The organism is Bradyrhizobium sp. AZCC 1610, assembly GCF_036924515.1.
In the GTDB taxonomy this organism is placed as follows: domain Bacteria; phylum Pseudomonadota; class Alphaproteobacteria; order Rhizobiales; family Xanthobacteraceae; genus Bradyrhizobium.
Genome location: NZ_JAZHRR010000001.1, coordinates 4,480,181 through 4,500,041 on the forward strand (window position 1 = coordinate 4,480,181; position 19,861 = coordinate 4,500,041).

20 protein-coding genes are annotated in these 19,861 nt (G+C 62.8%); 9 read left to right on the plus strand and 11 right to left on the minus strand.

Annotated elements, in window-relative coordinates; genetic code table 11:
• Positions 1-11: 11 nt before the first annotated feature.
• From V1279_RS22245 to V1279_RS22265, 5 genes are all read right to left on the minus strand, one after another.
• Positions 12-728 (minus strand): ABC transporter ATP-binding protein, encoded by a 717-nt coding sequence (locus V1279_RS22245; RefSeq protein WP_334440167.1) that lies wholly within the window; start codon positions 726-728, stop codon positions 12-14.
• A complete protein-coding gene (locus V1279_RS22250; RefSeq protein WP_334440169.1) occupies positions 721-1,473 on the minus strand; it encodes an ABC transporter ATP-binding protein in 753 nt (250 codons plus the stop codon). The genes V1279_RS22245 and V1279_RS22250 overlap by 8 nt, the downstream gene beginning before the upstream one ends.
• Positions 1,470-2,501 (minus strand): branched-chain amino acid ABC transporter permease, encoded by a 1,032-nt coding sequence (locus V1279_RS22255; RefSeq protein WP_334440171.1) that lies wholly within the window; start codon positions 2,499-2,501, stop codon positions 1,470-1,472. Before V1279_RS22255 ends, V1279_RS22250 begins: the two co-directional genes overlap by 4 nt.
• Positions 2,502-2,508: 7 nt before the next feature.
• Positions 2,509-3,378 (minus strand): branched-chain amino acid ABC transporter permease, encoded by an 870-nt coding sequence (locus tag V1279_RS22260; RefSeq protein ID WP_108513269.1) that lies wholly within the window; start codon positions 3,376-3,378, stop codon positions 2,509-2,511.
• Between the two features lie 180 nt (positions 3,379-3,558).
• On the minus strand, positions 3,559-4,737 hold the full coding sequence (locus tag V1279_RS22265; RefSeq protein ID WP_442894797.1) for an ABC transporter substrate-binding protein: 1,179 nt from the start codon (positions 4,735-4,737) through the stop codon (positions 3,559-3,561).
• A 355-nt stretch (positions 4,738-5,092) separates the two neighbouring features.
• On the opposite strand from V1279_RS22265, the gene V1279_RS22270 reads away from it, so the two are divergent.
• Positions 5,093-5,371, plus strand: coding sequence for a hypothetical protein (locus V1279_RS22270; protein ID WP_334440181.1), 279 nt, complete (start codon positions 5,093-5,095; stop codon positions 5,369-5,371).
• Here V1279_RS22270 and purU read toward each other — a convergent pair.
• Entirely contained in the window at positions 5,368-6,231 is an 864-nt protein-coding gene (purU, locus tag V1279_RS22275; RefSeq protein WP_334440184.1) for a formyltetrahydrofolate deformylase, read from the minus strand. The two genes, V1279_RS22270 and purU, sit on opposite strands and share 4 nt — an antisense overlap.
• Positions 6,232-6,370: 139 nt before the next feature.
• Here purU and V1279_RS22280 point away from each other — a divergent pair, with 139 nt between their 5' ends.
• Positions 6,371-7,216, plus strand: a complete 846-nt coding sequence (locus V1279_RS22280; protein ID WP_334440186.1) for a uroporphyrinogen-III synthase — start codon at positions 6,371-6,373, stop codon at positions 7,214-7,216.
• Here V1279_RS22280 and V1279_RS22285 read toward each other — a convergent pair.
• The 4 genes from V1279_RS22285 to V1279_RS22300 all read right to left on the minus strand — a co-directional run bounded on the left by V1279_RS22285 (position 7,213) and on the right by V1279_RS22300 (position 11,083).
• Entirely contained in the window at positions 7,213-8,193 is a 981-nt protein-coding gene (locus V1279_RS22285) for a Bug family tripartite tricarboxylate transporter substrate binding protein (protein WP_334440188.1), read from the minus strand. The genes V1279_RS22280 and V1279_RS22285 overlap by 4 nt on opposite strands.
• 113 nt (positions 8,194-8,306) lie before the next feature.
• Positions 8,307-9,251, minus strand: coding sequence for a GDP-L-fucose synthase (gene fcl / locus V1279_RS22290; RefSeq protein WP_334440191.1), 945 nt, complete (start codon positions 9,249-9,251; stop codon positions 8,307-8,309).
• The gene (gene gmd / locus V1279_RS22295) at positions 9,232-10,317 is read right to left on the minus strand and encodes a GDP-mannose 4,6-dehydratase (RefSeq protein WP_334440194.1); all 1,086 of its coding nucleotides are present in this window, start codon (positions 10,315-10,317) and stop codon (positions 9,232-9,234) included. The genes fcl and gmd overlap by 20 nt, the downstream gene beginning before the upstream one ends.
• Positions 10,318-10,408: 91 nt before the next feature.
• A complete protein-coding gene (locus V1279_RS22300) occupies positions 10,409-11,083 on the minus strand; it encodes a Crp/Fnr family transcriptional regulator (RefSeq protein WP_334440196.1) in 675 nt (224 codons plus the stop codon).
• A 303-nt stretch (positions 11,084-11,386) separates the two neighbouring features.
• Here V1279_RS22300 and V1279_RS22305 point away from each other — a divergent pair, with 303 nt between their 5' ends.
• The 7 genes from V1279_RS22305 to V1279_RS22335 all read left to right on the plus strand — a co-directional run bounded on the left by V1279_RS22305 (position 11,387) and on the right by V1279_RS22335 (position 18,604).
• The gene (locus tag V1279_RS22305) at positions 11,387-12,208 is read left to right on the plus strand and encodes an ABC transporter ATP-binding protein (RefSeq protein ID WP_334440198.1); all 822 of its coding nucleotides are present in this window, start codon (positions 11,387-11,389) and stop codon (positions 12,206-12,208) included.
• Positions 12,205-14,136, plus strand: a complete 1,932-nt coding sequence (locus V1279_RS22310; RefSeq protein ID WP_334440200.1) for a long-chain fatty acid--CoA ligase — start codon at positions 12,205-12,207, stop codon at positions 14,134-14,136. Before V1279_RS22305 ends, V1279_RS22310 begins: the two co-directional genes overlap by 4 nt.
• Positions 14,133-14,288, plus strand: coding sequence for a hypothetical protein (locus V1279_RS22315; RefSeq protein WP_334440202.1), 156 nt, complete (start codon positions 14,133-14,135; stop codon positions 14,286-14,288). Before V1279_RS22310 ends, V1279_RS22315 begins: the two co-directional genes overlap by 4 nt.
• A complete protein-coding gene (locus V1279_RS22320) occupies positions 14,285-15,178 on the plus strand; it encodes a branched-chain amino acid ABC transporter permease (RefSeq protein ID WP_334440204.1) in 894 nt (297 codons plus the stop codon). The genes V1279_RS22315 and V1279_RS22320 overlap by 4 nt, the downstream gene beginning before the upstream one ends.
• Positions 15,179-15,184: 6 nt before the next feature.
• Positions 15,185-16,258, plus strand: coding sequence for a branched-chain amino acid ABC transporter permease (locus tag V1279_RS22325; protein ID WP_334440206.1), 1,074 nt, complete (start codon positions 15,185-15,187; stop codon positions 16,256-16,258).
• Positions 16,259-16,314: 56 nt separating this feature from the next.
• Positions 16,315-17,595 (plus strand): ABC transporter substrate-binding protein, encoded by a 1,281-nt coding sequence (locus V1279_RS22330; RefSeq protein WP_334440208.1) that lies wholly within the window; start codon positions 16,315-16,317, stop codon positions 17,593-17,595.
• Between the two features lie 172 nt (positions 17,596-17,767).
• A complete protein-coding gene (locus V1279_RS22335; protein ID WP_334440210.1) occupies positions 17,768-18,604 on the plus strand; it encodes an ABC transporter ATP-binding protein in 837 nt (278 codons plus the stop codon).
• A 72-nt stretch (positions 18,605-18,676) separates the two neighbouring features.
• Here the strand turns inward: V1279_RS22335 and V1279_RS22340 are convergent, their stop codons facing one another.
• Positions 18,677-19,837, minus strand: a complete 1,161-nt coding sequence (locus tag V1279_RS22340) for an AGE family epimerase/isomerase (RefSeq protein WP_334440213.1) — start codon at positions 19,835-19,837, stop codon at positions 18,677-18,679.
• Positions 19,838-19,861: the final 24 nt, after the last annotated feature.

The window sequence follows — 19,861 nt, forward strand, 5'->3', positions numbered from 1 at the left end:
TCCCATCTAATCTAATGCGCGGCGGCACCGGCGACGCCGAGATAGCGTTCGAGCACCGCGGGATCGGCCCTCAACGTACTGCTGGCCGCATCATGCACGATTGCGCCGCGTTCCAATATCACAACCCGATCGGCCAGCCCCAGAATCTTTTGCGCATTCTGCTCGACGATGATCGAACAGATGCCGCCGGCCCGGGTGATGGTGCCGAGCGCCCGGAGCAGTTCCTCGACGATGATCGGCGCCAGCCCCTCGGTCGGCTCGTCCAGCAGCAGAACTTTCGGATTGAGGGTAAGCGCGCGGCCGATCGCCAGCATCTGCTGCTCGCCGCCGGAGAGCTGGTTGCCGAAATTGCTGCGGCGTTCCTTCAGCCGCGGAAACATTTCGTAAACCTTATCCACGGTCCAGGGACCTGGCTGAGCCACCGCGGTCATGTTTTCTTCGACCGTCAGCGAGCGGAAGATATTGCGCTCCTGCGGCACCCAGCCGATCCCTGCCCGCGCCCGCTGATCCGGGCGCATCGCGGTGATGTCTAATCCACCGAGTGCAAGGCTGCCGCCGAAACGGCGGGTGATGCCGACGATCGAATTGATCAGCGTGGTCTTGCCGGTGCCGTTACGCCCGAGCAGCGCCAGCACCTGGCCCTCGCCCAGCGCCAGCGACATCGAGGGCAGCACCACGGCTTCGCCATAGCCGGCGCGCAAGGCATCGATGGCAAGAAGCTCAGTCATCGGCAGCCTCGCCGAGATAGACTGCCTTGACCTGGGGGTCCCGCGCCACCTCGTCGGGCGGACCCTCTACGAGCATGGCGCCATTGACCAGCACCGAGATGCGATCGGCGAAGGAGAACACCAGGTCCATGTCGTGCTCGATCAGCAGCACGGTGACGTCGCGCGGCAGCGCTGCGACAGCTGCCAGAATATCGTGGCGTTCGCTCTCGGGCACGCCGGCGGCGGGCTCGTCGAGCAGCAGCACGCGCGGCCTTGTCGCAATCGCGACCGCGATCTCCAGCAGGCGCTGCTTACCATAGGGAAGCGTCGCGGTGCGCTCGTTCATCACGTCGAGCAGATGAAAGCGCCCGAGCGTGTCCGCGATCTCCTCGTTGACGTCGGCGCGCGTGCCCATCCGCCGCCACCAGTCGCCGCCACGGCCGAGCCGCTCGGAGACGGCGAGCCCCACGGTTTCGAGCGGGGTCAAATCGGCATAGAGCTGATTGATCTGGAAGGTGCGCGAGAGACCGCGCAGCACCCGGGTGTGAACCGGCAGATCGGTGACGTCGTTGCCCTCGAGCACAATCCGTCCCGCATTGGGCTTGAGCACGCCGGTCAGGAGATTGATAACGGTGGTCTTGCCGGCGCCGTTCGGTCCGATCAGGGCGTGACGGGCGCCCTGCTCCACCTTCAACGACAGATCACGGGTGACCCGAAGGCCCCCGAAGGATTTTTCCAGCCCCTTGGTTTCCAGCGCGATCGTCATGGCGCATCGCTTTCGGGAACGGCCACGACGGCCTTGCGGCCGGCGATTTGCCGGATGACGAGGTTGGGGAGCCACAGCGCCCAACGATGCATGCGGTCCCGGCCGACCAGCACGATCACGACCAGAACGAGCCCGATCCAGAACATCCAGTATTGCGGCGTAATGGTCTGAAACAGCTCCTGCAGCATCTTGAACACGACCGCCCCGATGAGCCCGCCATAGAGATAACCGGTGCCGCCGATGACGAGTACCAGCATCAGATCGGCGGATTTTTCGAACGCGAACACGTCGAGCGAGGCCAATGCCGTGGTCTGGGTGAATAGCGCCCCGGCAATGCCGGCATAGAACGCCGCTACCGTATAGATTGCGATCAGGCGACGGTTGACGGGCACGCCGATCGCGGACGCCCGCAACGGATTGTTCTTGATCGCGCGCAGCGACAGGCCGAACGGCGAATTCACGATCCGGCGCGCCAGCAGAAACAGCACGAACAGCACGATCAGTGAGTAGAAGAAGCCGGTCTTGCCGAACATGTCGAACGCAAACAGGCCGAGGATCGGTTGCATCTCGATGCCCTGCAGCCCGTCGGTGCCGCCGGTGATGTTGGAGAAGCGTTCCGCCAGTGCTTCCAGCAGCAGCGCGATGCCGAGCGTCACCATCAGCCGGGTCAGGTCGACGCCGCGGATGACGAGGAAGCTGGTGAGGAAGCCGAGCACCATGGCGATCAGGCCGGCCGCGACGAGCGCGATCACCGGCTCGTTGATGATGCCGTGCAGCGCCAGCAGCCCTGCCGAATAGGCACCGACGCCGAAGAAGGCGGCATGCCCGAGCGAGACGATGCCGGCGTAGCCGAGGATCAGATCCAGCGACAGCGTGAACAACGCCAGCCGAATAATGTCGGTCATGATCAGATAGCGGGACGGAAACAGGAACGCGCAGGAGGCCGCGAGAATCCAGAACGCGATTTCGGCGGGGCGCCAGCGGGCGCGGGCGATGGCATAAGATGAGACGTCGGAAACTGCGGTCATCGCGGACTCATCGCGTAGCGGTGCGGCCGAACAGGCCGTTGGGGCGCCAGATCAGGATCACGATCATGATGGTGTAGATGACGAACGGGCCCATCTTCGGCACGTAATACTTGCCGGCGACGTCGCCGATACCGAGCAGCAGCGAAGCAAGGAACGGCCCGGTGATGCTGGAGGAGCCGCCGACGGTGACCACGATCAGGAAGTAGATCATGAATTTTAGTGGAAAATATGGGTCGAGCCCGAGAATTTCGGCGCTGAGCGCGCCACCGAGGCCGGCAAGGCCGCAGCCGAAGGCGAAGGTGAAGGCGAACACCTGCGGCACGTTGATGCCGAGGCCGCTGGCGGCGCGGGGATCATCGACCGCTGCGCGCAGACGGCTGCCAAATCGGGTTTTCGCCAGGATCAATTGCAGCGCCACCGTGAGCAGGCCACAGATCACGATGATCATCAGCCGGTAGCGGCCGATGCCGACGCCGAAGAAATCGAACTGGCCTTCGAGCGCCGCCGGTAGCTTGATGAAGATCCGCGACGATCCCATGATGTAGTCCACCGCCGCCACCGACATGAAGGTAAGGCCGATCGTGAACAGCACCTGGTCGAGATGGCTGCGGGTGTAGAGATGGCGGTAGAGTGTGCGCTCCAGTGCCACGCCGATCGCCGCGGCCGAGACAAAAGCGAGCGGCAGCGCCGTAAAGAACGGCCAGCCGGAATTATTTACCAGCACCGCGCAGATATAGCCCCCGGTCATGGCGAAGGCGCCATGGGCCAGATTGACAAAATTCATCAACCCCAGCGTCACCGCAAGCCCGCAGGCGAGCACGAACAGCAGCATGCCGTAGGCGACACCGTCGAACAGGATGGTGAACAGCGTGGTCATGTAAAGAACTTAGCCAAGGTCTGAAAGCGAAACTGAAACTATGGCGTCATGGCCGGGCTTGTCCCGGCCATCCACGTCTTCCTTTGCGACCGCAACGGAAGAAAGTCGTGGATGCCCGGGACAAGCCCGGGCATGACGTGGCGGGTGCAGGGCATGCGCCCCGGAATGACGCTTTCAGCGTCACTTCTTCGTCTTGCCGGAATCCTTCACCGCCTCGAAGGTCGCGAATTCGACGTTGTAGAGTTCGCCGTCAACCTTCTCGACCTTGCGGATGTAGATGTTCTGCACGATGTCGCGGGTTTCCGGATCGATCGAGATCGGGCCGCGCGGGCTCTCCCACTTCATGCCCTTCATCGCCTCGATCAGCGCATCGCCGTCGGTCTTGCCGCCGGTCTTCCTCAGCGCCTCGTAGATCAGGCGGATGCCGTCATAGCCGCCGACCGCCATGAAGCCCGGGCGCGAGCCGAAGGCCTTCTTGTAGGCGGCAACGAATTCCTTGTTCGCGGCCGACGGATGAGCGGCAGAATACAGGTGCGCCGTGACCGTGCCGAGCGCCGCATCGCCCATGCCGTTGAGCAGATCGTCGTCCATCACGTCGCCCGGTCCGATCACCTTGATGCCCGATTTGTCGAGCCCGCGCTCGGCATACTGCTTCATGAAGTTGCCGCCCTGTCCTGCCGGCACGAACACGAACACGGCATCGGGCTTGGAATCCTTCATGCGCTGCAGGAACGGAGCGAAATCAGGGTTTTGCAATGGGACCTTCACCTCTTCCACGATCTCGCCGCCGCCGGCGGTGAAGTTCTGCTTGAAGAAGTTCAAGGCGTCGTTACCGGGCGCATAGTCGGAGGTCAGGGTAGCGACCTTCTTGATGCCGTTCTTGGCGGCCCAGTCACCGATGATGGTCGACGACTGCGCCAGCGTGAAAGAAGTGCGCACGATATAGGGCGAACGCTCTGTTATGATCGAGGTGCCCGCCGCCATCACGATTTGCGGAACCTTGGCCTGCGTCGCCAGCGGCGCGGCAGCAAGGGCTGCCGGGGTCACACCGAAGCCCGCGATGAAATTGACCTTGTCGTTGACGATCAGTTCCTGCGCGAGGCGCTTGGTGTTGTCGGGAACCGCCCCGTCGTCCTTGAGGATAACTTCGATCTTCTTGCCGGCGACGGTGTCGCCGTTCTGCTGCATGTAGAGCTTGACCGCGTTGTCGATCTGCTTGCCGGTGGATGCCTGGCCGCCGGTCATCGGCAGAATCAGGCCGATCTTGACGGTCCCCTGGGCGTGAGCCGGCGCGAGCGTCAGCATCCCGGCGACGGCGCCTGCGGCCAGCAACATGTGACTGCGAATAGACATGAGCATCTCTCCCCCTGATCGGCCTTGTGTCCTCGAACCGAGTCCCCGGCCCTTGATCTCTCACCATAACCCAGATTTTTCGGCCGGGTAGCGCGGCAACATGGCGTCCTCGGGCGCCCTTTTGTCAATCGGACCATTGGCGTGCCGTGGCGAAGAGGCCAGGCCAGCCAGAGCTGTCATGAAAGACGCGACGGTATTATATGATCCGATATCGCCGCCCGACGTCTCCCCGTGATTGGCGTCATTTGTACGATTGTACAAATCAAATGGTCCTGTCAACAAAGAAGCGCCCTCGCCGGTTCCCGAAAGGCAGCGCCCTAAATCCATCATCCTTAAAGGGTCAGGTTGTAACCTTCTGCCGATGCCAACCAGCGCGCGCCATATTGTCACGATCATCACCGTTGCCCTCGCGGGCTGCGGCTTGGCCGGTTGCGGCACGATCAACGAGAAACTCGCAGCCGGAATCAGCGACGCCATTCCGGCGGCGATCGGCGGCATGCCGGCGGACGCACCGCCGCGCCCGGGGACTGCAAAATACGACGAGTACATGCGGGAGCGCGAGCGAAAGCGCCTGCTGCCGGCTTCCGAACGCGGCGAGGAAGCCAACCCCGCGCCCTCATCGCAGGATGCGGCTCGCTAGTCCATAAACACGACCGTCTTGCGGCCGTTGAGGATGACGCGATCCTCGAGATGATGGCGCATGGCGCGCGCCAGCACGCGGCGCTCGATGTCGCGGCCCTTGCGCGACAGATCTTCCGGCGTGTCGCGGTGGCTGATGCGCTCGACGTCCTGGTCGATGATCGGGCCCTCGTCGAGATCGCGTGTAACATAATGCGCGGTGGCACCGATCAGCTTGACGCCGCGCTCATGCGCCTGGTGGTAGGGCCGCGCGCCCTTGAAGCCCGGCAGGAACGAGTGATGGATGTTGATGCAGCGCCCCGACAGTCTTGCCGACATCTCATCCGACAGGATCTGCATGTAGCGCGCCAGCACCACGAGATCGGTGCCGCTGTCCTGAACCAGTTTCAGGACCGCCTGCTCCTGCTCGCGCTTGGTCTCCTTCGTGACGGGCAAATAGTGGAACGGGATCTCGCCGAAATCGAGACTGCCGTAGGTCTCGCGCGGATGGTTGGAGACGATTGCGGTCGGGATCATCTCGAGTTCGCCGGTACGCCAGCGATAGAGGATATCGACCAGGCAGTGATCCGACTTGGAGACCAGCAGCATCACCCGGCGGCGATTGGCGCGGTCGCGCATCTGCCATTCCATGGTAAAGCGATCGGCAATCGCGGTAAAACCGGTCTGCAAGGCCTGCAGTTCGACGGCGAGATCGGCGGCGGTGAACACCACCCGCATGAAGAAATTCCCGGTCTCGATGTCATCGAACTGCTGGGCGTCCAGGATGTTCTGTCCGTTATGGGCAAGAAAGGTCGACACCGCGGAAACGATGCCGGGGCGATCCGGGCAGGACAGGGTCAGGACGAACTGGTGATCGGGCATGACGAAGCTGACTACAATTCAGGCAAAAGGGTGAAGCGGCGATTGCGACCCTGCTCTATCACCGCGCATACGCTTGCGCCAATCCCGAAACCGGGGTCAGGATAAACAAAGCGCGAAGCAAAAGCGTTGGAGCAAGATCATGGCTGACAGATTGAACGGTTACCGCATCCTGATCCTGGAAACGCGCGAGGAAGCGCAGTTTTCCCGCCTGCTCACCGAGCAAGGCGCCGACGTGCTGCAATGTCCGATGTTCACCATCCACGACGCGCCGGACCCGGCGCCGGTCGAAGCATGGATCGGGCGGTGCATTGAAAAGCCGTTTGACGACGTCGTGCTGATGACGGGCGAAGGCCTGCGCCGGCTGATGAAGGTGGTCCGGCGCATCGGTGTCGAACAGGAGTTCGTTGCCTCCCTCGGCAAGGCGCGCAAATTTGCGCGCGGCCCCAAACCGGGCAAGGCGCTGCGCGAAATCGGGCTGGAACCGCAGATGACCACGGAAAAGCCGACCTCCGAAGGCGTCGCCGAGATGCTGTCGCGCCTCGATCTTGGCGGCCATCGCCTCGGCCTGCAGCTTTACCCGGACAAGGATCACAGCGTCCTGATCAGCGCGATCGAGGCGCAAGGTGCCAAGGTCGATACCGTGCTGCCCTATGCCTATGACGCGCAGGCTGCAGATACCAATATCATCAGCGCGATCGACGAGATGGCGGCCGGCCGCATCGATGCGATCGCGCTGACCAATCTTGGCCAGGTCCGCCGCCTGATCGAAGTCGCGAAGGCGCGCGGATGCGAGGACCGGCTACGGCAGGGGCTTGACCGCACGCCGATCGCCTCGGTCGGGCCAGCGGTATCCGACGAACTCAAGTCGCACGGCTTGCGCACCGATATCTATCCAGCCGAGGACGCCTTTTTCATGAGGCCGCTGATCTCAGCGATGGCGGTGGCGCTTTCGAAAAATCCGCCGCGCGCGATGGCGAGAAGCTAATCCACCTTGGCGCCGGCGAACTTGACCACCTTGCCCCATTTCTCGGTTTCGTCCGCCACCAGCTTGCCGAAGTCGGCAGCCGAGCCCGGCAGCAGAATGGCGCCGATCTCGGCGAACCGGGCCTTCGCCTTGGGATCGGCAAGGATTTCATTGACGGCCTTGTTGAGCCTCTCGACGATTTCTGGCGGCGTGCCCTTCGGCGCCGCGAGGCCATACCAGGCGCTCGCCTCGTAACCGGGGAGAAAATCGGCGACCGGCGGCAAATCCGGCAGCACTTCCGATCGCGTCGTGCTGGTTATCGCAAGGCCGCGCAGCTTGCCGGATTTGACGTGCTCGGCGCAGGTCGGAAGATTGTCGAACATCACCTGCATCTGCCCGGAAAGCATATCGGTGAGCGCCGGCGCGCCGCCACGGTAGGGCACATGCTGCATGTTGATGCCGGTCAGCATCTTGAACAGTTCACCCGACATGTGGATCGTGGATCCATTGCCTGATGACGCCATATTGAGCTTGCCCGGGTTGGCCTTGGCGTAGGCGATCAGTTCGGGGATCGACTTGATCGGCAGTGACGGATGCACCAGCACGACGTTGGGAAAGCGAATGATGCCGGCGATCGGCTCCATCTCCTTCATGAAATCGAAGGGCAGCTTGTCGTAGAGCGTGGCGTTGATCGCATTGGCCGGCGCGACCAGCAGCAGCGTGTAGCCGTCAGGCGTGGCGCGCAGCACGGACTCGGTGGCGATGTTGGTGCCGCCGCCCGGCCGGTTCTCGATGACGAAGGATTGCCCGAGCTTTTCCGACAGCCACTGCCCCATCAGGCGCGCCGTGAGGTCCGCCGAGCCGCCGGGCGTATAGCCGATGACAAGGCGAACCGGCCGCGCCGGATAGGCCTGCGCGCTTGCGTTTCCAGATGTGAGCGGAAGCGCAGCTCCACCGGCTGCAAGTTGCAAAAATTGACGGCGCTGAAATTTTTTCATGTTTCCTCCGACGCACTGGCGGCTCTTGCGGCCACCTGGGTGCGTGCATCCTATCCGTGGAGCGTCGTGAAGCCGACAGATATTCTCAGTCCGGACGCGGAAGTTTCACCGCGTCACTTCGTCTCGCTGAGGAACGCCTGATAGGCGAGCTTGATGCCGTCCTCCAGCGGGACAGAGGCCCGCCAGCCGAGCCTGGCCAGCCGGCTGACGTCGAGCAGTTTGCGCGGCGTGCCGTCCGGGCGCGAGGTGTCGAAACTTATCTCCCCAGCATAACCGACGGTGGCTGCGACCACGCGGGCGAATTCGGCGATCGTGATGTCCTCGCCGGTGCCGATATTGACCAGCTCATCGCCGGAATAGGTCTTCATCAAGTGGATGCAGGCGTCCGCAAGATCGTCGACATAGAGGAATTCGCGCCGTGGCGTGCCGGTACCCCAGACCATGACCTTGTCAGCGCCGGAAACCTTGGCTTCGTGGAAGCGGCGGATCAGGGCGGCCACGACGTGGCTGTATTCCGGATGATAATTGTCGCCGCTTCCATAAAGGTTGGTCGGCATCACATTGATGAAGTCGGCGCCATACTGGCTGCGATAGGCCTCCACCATCTTGATCCCGGCGATCTTCGCAATCGCATAGGGCTCGTTGGTCGGCTCCAGCGGCCCGGTCAACGTACAGTCCTCGCGCAACGGCTGCGGCGCCAGCTTCGGATAGATGCAGGACGAGCCTAAGAACATCAGCTTCTCGGCGCCGTTGACATGCGCCGCATGGATCACATTCGCCGCAATCGCCAGATTGTCGTAGAGAAATTCGGCGCGCAGCGTGTTGTTGGCGACGATGCCGCCGACCTTGGCGGCGGCGAGAAACACCACCTGCGGGCGCTTGGCGGCAAACCATTTGTTGACCGCGGCCTGATCGCGCAGATCGGCCTCGCTGCGGCTCGCCGTCAGCAGTTCGACATCTTCCGCCGCCAGCCGGCGCATCAGCGCAGACCCGACCATGCCGCGGTGCCCGGCGACGTAGACCGTCTTGCCCTTCAGCTCAAACGGAAGGCTTGCCATTGGCGACCTCCCGCCTTGCGTCATCGAGATCGCTCGCGACCATTTCCTTGACCAGCTGGGCGAACGACGTCTTGGGCTGCCAGCCGAGCTTCTCGCGCGCCTTGCTGGCATCGCCGACCAGAAGATCGACTTCGGTCGGCCGGAAGTAGACCGGATCGATCCGGACCAAGGTCTTGCCGGACTTGGCGTCGACGCCGGTCTCGTCGACACCCTTGCCGCGCCATTCAATGCGGCGGCCGACTTCAGCAAACGCCAGTTCGACGAACTCACGCACCGAACGGGCCTCGCCGGTCGCCAGCACGAAATCGTCGGGCGCGTCCGCCTGCAATATCCTATGCATGCCCTCGACGTAATCCCGGGCATGGCCCCAGTCGCGCTTGGCCTCGAGATTGCCGAGATAGAGCACCTCATCGATGCCGGTTTCGATGCGGGCGACACTGCGCGTGATCTTGCGCGTCACAAAGGTCTCGCCGCGGATCGGGCTCTCATGGTTGAACAGGATACCGTTCGAGGCATAGATGCCGTAGGCCTCGCGGTAGTTCACCGTGATCCAGTAGCCGTACAGCTTGGCGACGCCGTAAGGCGAGCGCGGATAGAACGGCGTGGTCTCCTTCTGCGGCACCTCCTGGACCAGACCGTAGAGTTCCGAGGTCGAGGCCTGATAGAACCGCGTCTCCTTCTCCATGCCGAGAATGCGGATCGCCTCCAAGAGCCGCAGCACGCCGATGGCGTCGGCATTGGCGGTGTATTCCGGGCTTTCGAAGCTGACGCCGACATGGCTCTGGGCGGCGAGGTTATAGATCTCGGTCGGCCTGATCTGCTGCATCAGCCGGATCAAATTGGTCGAGTCGGTCATGTCGCCGTAATGCAGCAGGAACGGCACGTTGCGGGAATGCGGATCCTGGTAGAGGTGGTCGATGCGGGCGGTGTTGAACGAGGACGACCGCCGCTTGATGCCGTGGACCTCATAGCCGAGGCCGAGCAGATATTCGGCAAGATAGGCGCCGTCCTGGCCAGTGACGCCGGTGATCAGCGCCACGCGCCGCTGTGAATCCTGAGCCGCCATATCATCTCCAAATGCGTCCTCGCGCAGGCCATAGCATTCGACCCCCGCCAAGTCTATCGCCAAAGCCCTTTGGAATCAGCCCCTTAGGTGCTTATTCGCCATGGTGACGCAAGCGTTCGAGTTCGATGATGGTGACGCCGCCATATTCGAGCCGCAGCAGGCCTTCCTTCTCCAGCCGCTTCAGGCACTGGTTGGCATTCTGCCGCGAAATACCCGAAAGCGCTCCGATTTCTTCCTGCGTGATCTCGAGATGGCGCGTCATGTCCGGATAGAGAATCGGGTTGAACAGCGAGGCGATGGAGCGCGCGACGCGGCCGGTGGCATCGAGCGTGCGGCCATGTTCCACCGCGCCGATGAACTGGCCGAGCCGCTCGTTGAGCTGCCGGACCAGAAAGCGGTTGAAAGCGACGCTGTTCTCGAACAGCCAGAAGAAGGTGCTGCGGTCCATCAGCGCCAGCCTCGTATCCCGCAACGCCACCACATCGTAGCGGCGCGGCTCGCCTTTCAGCACCGAACCCTCGCCAAACCAGGCGCCTGCCGTGAGGCCGGCGAACGTCGCAGCCTTGCCGCCGCTCGACACGGTGCTCATTCGGGCAAGACCCGTGACGATGCCGGTCCAGTAGTCGAAGGCATCGCCGCGCATGAAAATGTGCTCATTGGCACGATAGGATTTCTCCACGATGCCGGCACGAGCGACCTCGATTTCCCGTTCGTTCAGTTCGCGCGACCAGGCCGCGATGCGCTTGAGGTAATCCGCAGCAATCATGATCGCATCGACCGTCGCGTCCCCATCGATTCTCGTGCTGCACTGCAACAGGAGTGCCGCCTGGTGAAATTTCCTGACCAATTGTCAGGCAAAAGACATTTCAAACTATCGCATTGCCCTAAGGAGAACCACCTCGATACGCGCGGCCTATGGCGCGGCGGGGGTGCGACGCTACCACGCGTGACGCGGGGCATCGGCCACTACCGATAGTCGGATGGCTTGCCCGTCACCGCCGATGTAGGATCGCGCATTGCAAACGATAGATAAAGAGCGCTGCTCAAGCGCCGTATCTGGAGGGAATGAGTGGCTTACACGTTGGAAGTGCGCGGGGTTTCTCTGCGCTTCGGTGGCGTTCGTGCGCTGACCGAAGTCTCGTTTGGCGTGAACGAGGGCGAATTGTTCTCGATCATCGGCCCGAACGGCGCCGGCAAGACCTCCATCGTCAATTGCATTTCGGGCCGCTACAAGCCGACCGAAGGCCAGCTGTTCTACCGCGGCAAGGACATCACCGGCCTCAATCCGAACGCGCGGCCCGCCCTAGGCATCGGCCGCACTTTCCAGAACCTGGCGCTGTTCCATCATATGAGCGTGCTCGACAATATCATGGTCGGGCGGCACCACCTCCTGAAGAACAATTTCATCACGGGCTCGCTGTACTGGTTGACCGGCGCCCGGCGCGAGGAACTCGAGCATCGCCGCAAGGTGGAGGAGATCATCGATTTCCTCGACCTGCAGTCGGTGCGCAAGGCCACCGCCGGCACCCTGCCCTACGGCCTGCGCAAGCGCGTCGAGCTCGCCCGCGCCATGGCGCTGGAACCGCAGCTGATCCTGCTCGACGAGCCGATGGCCGGCATGAACTTCGAGGAAAAGGAGGACATGGCGCGCTACATCGTTGATCTCAACGAAGAGTTCGGCATGACCGTCATGATGATCGAGCACGATATGGGCGTGGTGATGGACATTTCCCACCGCGTTATGGTGCTGGATTTCGGCCGCAAGATCGCCGAGGGCGATCCGGCGTCGGTGCTCGCCGATCCCCATGTGAAGCGCGCCTATCTCGGCGAAGAGGATGAGGTCCTGGTCGATCCCGACGATACGCCGGCGCCACGGGAGAGCGTGGCATGATGGACTACGCCGGACGCGCCGCCCAGGCGGATACCTTTCCAAAACTGTTGCGCCTCAATGCCCGGGAGCACAGCGGCGAGATCGCGTTGCGCGAAAAGGATCTCGGGTTGTGGCGCGTCTTCACCTGGAACGCCTATCAGACGCGCGTGCACGACTTCGCGCTCGGCCTGGTCGAACTCGGTCTTGGGCGTGGCGACGTCATTGGCATCATCGGCGACAACCGCCCCGACTGGGTGGCCGCCGAAATCGCGACGCATGCCATCGGCGCCATGAGCCTCGGCCTTTATCGCGACGTGCTGGACGAGGAAGCGGCCTATCTGCTCAGCTATGGCGACGCCAAACTGGTGTTCGCCGAAGACGAGGAGCAGGTCGACAAGCTGCTGGCGCTGGCCGACCGCGCGCCCAATCTCAAGCACATCGTCTATTCCGATCCGCGCGGCATGCGGAAATACGACGATCCGCGCCTGATGGAAGCCGAAAAACTCGCCACGATGGGGCGCGACCGCGCCGCGCGCGAGCCCGGCCTCTATGACCGCCTCGTCGACGCGACTCAGGGCGAGGATGTTGCGATCCTCTGCACCACCTCGGGCACGACGGCCAACCCCAAGCTGGCGATGCTGGCGGCCGGGCGCGTTCTCAAGCATTGCGCGACCTATCTGGCGTTCGATCCGAAGGGGCCGGACGACGAATATGTCTCGGTGCTGCCGCTGCCCTGGATCATGGAACAGGTCTACGCGCTCGGCAAAGGGCTGCTCTGCCGGATGAAGGTCAACTTCGTCGAAGAACCCGAGACCATGATGCACGACTTCCGCGAGATCGCGCCGACCTTCGTGCTGTTCGCGCCGCGGCTCTGGGAATCGATCGCCGCCGATGTGCGCGCCAACGTGATGGACTCCTCGCCGCTCAAGCAAAAACTCTACGACATCGGCATGAAGGCGGGGCTTTCGGCGCTGGCGCAGGGAAAGCGTTCGATGCTGGCCGACCAGCTGCTGTTCCGCGCGCTGCGCGACCGGCTCGGCTTCACGCGGCTGCGCTCGGCCGCGACCGGCGGTGCCGCACTTGGGCCGGATACCTTCAAGTTCTTCCGCGCCATGGGCGTGCCGCTGCGCACGCTCTATGGCCAGACCGAGATGCTTGGGGCCTACACGCTGCACCCCTTCGGTAAGGTCGATCCGGATACGACGGGCGTGCCGATGGCGGCCGATATCGAGATCCGCGTCGACAATCCCGATGTCAACGGCGTCGGCGAAATCGTGGTACGTCACCCCAACATGTTCGTGGGCTATTACAAGAATCCGGAAGCCTCGGCCGCCGACATGAAGGACGGCTGGATGCACTCCGGCGACGCTGGCTATTTCAACGCCGACAGCCAACTCGTCGTCATCGACCGCATCAAGGATCTCGCCGAGACCTCGCGCGGCGAGCGCTTCTCGCCGCAATATCTGGAAAACAAGCTCAAGTTCTCACCCTACATCGCCGAGACGGTCGTGCTCGGTGCCGGCCGCGACACGCTGGCGGCGATGATCTGCATCCGCTACTCGATCATCTCGAAATGGGCGGAGAAGAACCGCATCTCGTTCACGACCTACACCGATCTTTCCTCGCGGCCCGAGGTCTATGCGCTGTTGCGCAAGGAGGTCGAGGGCGTAAACGCCACGCTGCCGCCGCCGCAACGCATCTCCCGCTTCCTGCTGCTCTACAAGGAGCTCGACGCCGATGACGGCGAACTGACCCGCACCCGAAAGGTGCGCCGCAACGTCATCAACGAGAAATACGCCGACATCATCGACGCGATCTATGGCGGCAAGAGCGATATTCCCGTCGACACCGTAATCCGTTTCCAGGACGGCACCACCCAGCGCATCCGCACCACGCTCCGGGTGGTCGATCTCGGCCATGATGCGCCGATGGCGGAGGCCGCGGAATGAAGCTGATGTCTACCAGCGGCCCCGCAAAACTGATCGTCATGCGCGGGCTTGACCCGCGCATCCATCCTCTTTCGGAAAATCACTTTTTTAGGCGATGGATCGCCGGGTCAAGCCCGGCGATGACAGCGTGTACGTTCGGTGACTTCGCATGAACACCCAGCTCCTGATCCAGCTTCTGGTTAACGGCCTCGTGGTCGGCACGCTCTATGGCGTGGTCGCGATGTCGTTCGTGCTGATCTACAAGGCAACCCAGGTCGTGAACTTCGCGCAGGGCGAATTGCTGCTGGTCGGCGCCTGGGTATGCTGGTGGCTGCTCACCAAATATCAGGTGCCGTTCTATCTGGGTATGCCGATCACGCTGGTCTTCATGTTCCTGTTCGGCATCGCCATCCAGATCGTCATCCTGCGCCCGATGATCGGCGAGCCGATCATTTCCGTGATCATGGTGACGATCGCGTTGTCGACGGTATTTTCCGCGCTGATGAAGTGGATGTTTGGCGTCAATTTGCAGCCGTTCCCACGCATCTTCCAGACGCAGAACGTCAACATCCTCGGGCTGCAGGTGCAGACCGTCTATCTGATGAGCCTCGCGGTCTCGGTGGCGATGATGGTGGGAATGGCGTGGTTCTTTCGCCTCTCCAAATATGGTCTCGCCATGCGCGCCACCGCGTTCAACCAGCAGGTGGCGCAATCGCTCGGCATCTCCGTGAAGAGCGTGTTCGCGATGGCCTGGGCGATTTCGGCGACCGTCTCCGCCGTCGCGGGCGTGGTGGTGGCCGTCGTCAACGGCGTCTCGGCCGGGCTATCGGCCTACGGCGTCAAGGTGTTTCCAGCCGCGATCCTCGGCGGTCTCGACAGCGTTGGCGGCGCGGTGCTCGGCGGCATCATCATCGGGCTGTTGGAAAACTTCGCGCATTTTCTCGACAGCGAGTATCTGCATTGGGGCAATCTGTACGAGATCGCGCCGTTCTATGCGCTCATCATTATCCTGATGATCAAGCCGTACGGCCTGTTCGGCACTAAAGACATCGAGCGGGTGTAAACAATTATGGCAGGCCAGACCCTCATTCCCGCCGGCGATTTCCGCACCAGCTATGCGGCGGATACCACCGTGTTTCCGACCGCGACCAGCCGCAACGCCATGATCGCCGGCATCGTGCTGGTCTGCTTTGCGCCGCACGTCGTCAACGAATATATCCTCAGCCTGCTGATCCAGATCGGCATCTTCGGCATCGCCGCGCTCGGCCTCAACATCGTCGTCGGCTTCACCGGCCAGATTTCCATCGGCCACGCCGCGTTTTTTGGCTTCGGCGCCTTCACGTCGGCCTATCTCTCGAACCGGTTCGGGATTCCCGTCTTCTTTTGCATTCCGCTCGCGGGTGTCGTGACGGCGGCCGTTGGATTGATCTTCGGCCTGCCCGCGGCGCGGCTGAAAGGGCTTTATCTGGCGATCGCCACGCTGGCGGCGCAATACATCCTGCTCGACTTCTTTGCCCGCGCCGAATGGTTCACCGGCGGCAGCGTTCCCGCCAGCGCCGAGCCGTTCTCGATCTTCGGCTACATGCTGCGCGGCGATAAGCAGTATTTCTACGTCGTGCTGGCCTATGTCGTCGTCTGTTACCTGCTCGTCACCAACCTGATCCGCTCGCGCGACGGACGCGCGCTGATTGCGGTGCGCGACCATTACCTGTCCGCCGAGATCATGGGCATCAACCTGACCAAGTACCGGACGCTGTCGTTCGGTCTCGCCGCGTTCTTTGCCGGCGTCGGCGGCGCGCTCTATGCGCATTACAATCAGGTGGTCTCCAACGAAGGTTTCGGCATCGATCGCTCGATCATCTTCCTGGCGATGATCATCATCGGCGGGCTCGGCTCGATCATGGGCACGCTGATGGGAACGGCCTTCATGGTGCTGCTGCCGGAATCGATGGAATGGCTCAGCGTCGCACTGCGCGGCAGTCCGATCGACCAGTTCCTGGGATTGAAGAACAACATCGCTTTCCTACGCGAGATGGCGATCGGAATCATCATCATCGTCTTTCTGGTGTTCGAACCGGACGGGCTCGCGCATCGCTGGCGGCAGATCAAGGCATATTGGAAACTCTACCCGTTCTCGCATTGAGGTCGGAACGGGACGGACAACAAGAAGACCTCGAGAAATAACCGGAGGATTAGTCCATGACGATGAAGACTCTACTGAGCACCGCCTCACTGGCTCTCCTGCTGGCGAGCGCCGCAACGACGTCGCAGGCCCAGGTCGCGCTGGGGCATCTCACCGACTATTCGGGCCCCACCTCGGACGTCGGAACGCCGTTCGGACAGGGTGTCGCGGACACCTATGCGTGGATCAACAAGAGCGGCGGCATCAACGGCGCCAAGGTCAACCTCGATACCGTCGACTACGGCTACCAGGTGCCGCGCGCGATCGCCCAGTACAAGAAGTGGTCCGGCTCCGACAAGGTCGCCGCCATTCTCGGCTGGGGCACCGCAGACACCGAAGCGCTGACGGGATTCCTGGCCCAGGACAAGATCCCGGATATTTCGGCATCCTATGCCGCGGCGCTCTCCGATCCGACAGGCGCCGGTGGCAAGGCCAAGCCTGCTCCCTACAACTTCTTCTACGGCCCGAGCTACTCGGACGCGGTTCGCGGCATGCTGACCTGGGCCGCCGAGGACTGGAAGTCCAAGGGCAAGCCCGGCAAGCCGAAATTCGTCCATATGGGCGCCAACCACCCCTATCCGAACGCGCCGAAGGCCGCCGGTGAAGCGATTGCCGCCGAGCTCGGCTTCGAACTGCTGCCGCCGATCGTCTTCGCGTTGACGCCCGGCGATTACAGCGCGCAGTGCCTGACCCTGAAGAGCTCGGGCGCCAACTACGCCTATCTCGGCAACACCGCCGGCTCGAACATCTCCGTACTCAACGCCTGCAAGGCGGCGGGCGTCGATGTGCAGTTCCTCGGCAACGTCTGGGGCATGGACGAGAACGCCGCCAAGGCCGCAGGTGCTGCCGCCGACGGCGTGGTGTTCCCGCTGCGCACCGCGGTAGCATGGGGCGGCAACGCTCCCGGCATGAAGACCTTCATGGAAATCTCCAAGATGTCGGACGCGGCCGGTACCACCTACCGTCCCGTGCATTACCTCGCCGGCGTCTGCACCGCGCTCTACATGAAGGAAGCCGTCGAATGGGCAGCCAAGAACGGCGGCGCCACCGGCGAGAACGTCAAGAAGGGCTTCTATCAGAAAAAGGATTGGGTGCCCGCAGGAGGAGAAGGCGTCTGCAATCCCTCGACCTTCACCGAGAAGGATCACCGCGGCACGCTCAAGGTCGATCTTTATCGCATGAAGGTTGCAGGCTCGACCGACGCCCCGCTCAACGATCTGATCAAGAATGGCGGCATCAAGATGGAGAAGGTGAAGACGATCGACCTGCCGCGCAAGCCCGAGTGGCTCGGCTGGTGATTTCCCGGGTCGCCTCCGGGCGACCCCAACACTCCGTCGTCATCCCCGCGAAAGCGGGATCCAGTACGCCGCAGCGTTTCGGTCGATTGCAGGCGCCGCTGGAATACTGGATCACCCGCTCCAGTGCGCAATTGCGCACAAGGCGGGTGATGACGGCAAGAGGTGATCAGACATGACTGAAGCAACTCAAATGGATCGCGCACCGGCGGCGCAAGCCGCCGCCCCACTCCTCAGCGTCCACAACATCGAAGTGGTCTACGACAAGGTCATCCTGGTGCTGCGCGGCCTGAGCCTCGAGGTGCCGAAGGGCGCGATCGTGGCGCTGCTTGGCGCCAACGGCGCCGGCAAGTCGACGACGCTGAAGGCGATCTCGGGCCTGCTCAAGACCGAGGACGGCGAAGTCATCCGCGGCGAAATCGTCTTCGACGGCGAGCGCATCGACGGCATCGACCCCGACAAGATCGTCCGCCGCGGCATCTTTCAGGTGATGGAAGGCCGCCGCATCATTTCCGACATGACGTCGATCGAGAATTTGAAGCTCGGCGCCTTCACCCGCACCGACAACGAGGTCGGCAACGACATCGACATGGTCTTCAGATATTTCCCGCGGCTGAAGGAGCGCACCGGGCTCGCCGGCTATCTCTCCGGCGGCGAGCAGCAGATGCTGGCGATCGGCCGCGCGCTGATGGCGCGGCCCAAGATGATCCTGATGGACGAGCCGTCGATGGGCCTGTCCCCGCTGTTGGTCAAGGAGGTGTTCGGGATCATCAAGGCAATCAACCGCGACCTCGGCGTCACCATCCTCCTGGTGGAGCAGAACGCGCGCGCGGCGCTGTCGGTCGCGAGCCACGGCTACATCATGGAACAGGGCAAGGTGGTGCTCGACGGCACGGCCGACGAATTGCGCGACAACGAGGACGTCAAGGAATTCTACCTCGGTGGCGCCGGCGACCAGCGTAGGAGCTTCAAGAACCTGAAAAGCTTCAAGCGGCGAAAGCGGTGGCTGTGAACCATAGCGTTTCGAGCGAAGTGGAGACCGGTTCGCGTGAAGAAAACGCGTCAAAACAAAAGAATCAGATGCTCACTCGAGCACCTGCTCCGCTTCCGCAACCGCGCAAAGAACATGATAAAACGAAGATGCAGGGATGGTGGCGACCAGCGAGTTGCCGTCGCGATCGAATTGGTCGTACCAGCCGCCCGCCACGGGATGGCTGAGATAATGCCGTTCGAGCCGCGCCAACGCCGCGCGCGCTTCATCCGCAGCCCCCGCCTCGCCCGACTCAGCCTGCGCGATCCACGCCTTGGCGATTTCGGTCTGCGGCCACAGCCGGCGCGTATGCCGTTTGATGTTGCCGCCTGCGCCGCCCTCGTCGATCAGGCAGCCGGTGGCCTCGTCGCGATAGCGCAGCGCCGACGCCAGCAGTTCGCCGCGGTAGCGCCCGGTCGGGCAGCCGGTGATGCGTTCAAAGCCCTTCAGCAGCCAAGCCCATTCCGCCTGGTGTCCAGGTTCCACGCTGACGGGCTCGATCTTCGAAAAATCTTCCTCAAAGTACTCGCCAAGCACCTGCCGCTGCTTGTCGTAGAGATTGGCAAGGAACAGCGCGAAGAAGTCACCGGACCTGTTCTGGAACACCGTGTCATGCGTCGCGTCGAACGCCGCGATCATCGCTTCGAACAGATGCATCTGCGGATTCTGCCGCCGCGGCAGCGACACCGGCAATCCTTCGTGAACCCCGCCGTGCGGCGAGCGCAACTGGGTGTCGATGAAATGGCACAGCGCATCGATCTCGGCGCGTATCTGCGCGTCGCGATCGAGCCCGTAGACGGTGGCCAGCGCCAGCAGCACGAAGGCGTGGTCGTAGGAATCGCGCAGCGGATCCAGCACCGTGCCATCAGGCGTCAATGTGTGGACGAAGCCGGGTTTGCCGTCGGGGGCTTTCGCCTTGCTCAAGAGGTGCTCCAGCCCCTTCAGCGCGATCGTGCGGCCGTCGGGATACCAGCCCATCTGCGCCGCCTTGGCGTAGCAATAGATCTGGCGCGCCTGCACGAAAACCCGCCGCGGCGCCGAGGCATCGGCACGGCCGTCGGAATCGAGCCGGTCAACGAAGCCACCCGCCTTGTGGTCCCAGCCTTCGGTCGACCACAGCGGCAGGCAGTGGTCGATCATGCGAAGCTTCAGCTTGGCGACGATGTCGGCCGAAACGCCAGCATCTGCCGCCGCAGCGGGGTGTCCTTCAGCCATTGCGTCCCCTGGAACATCAACAAA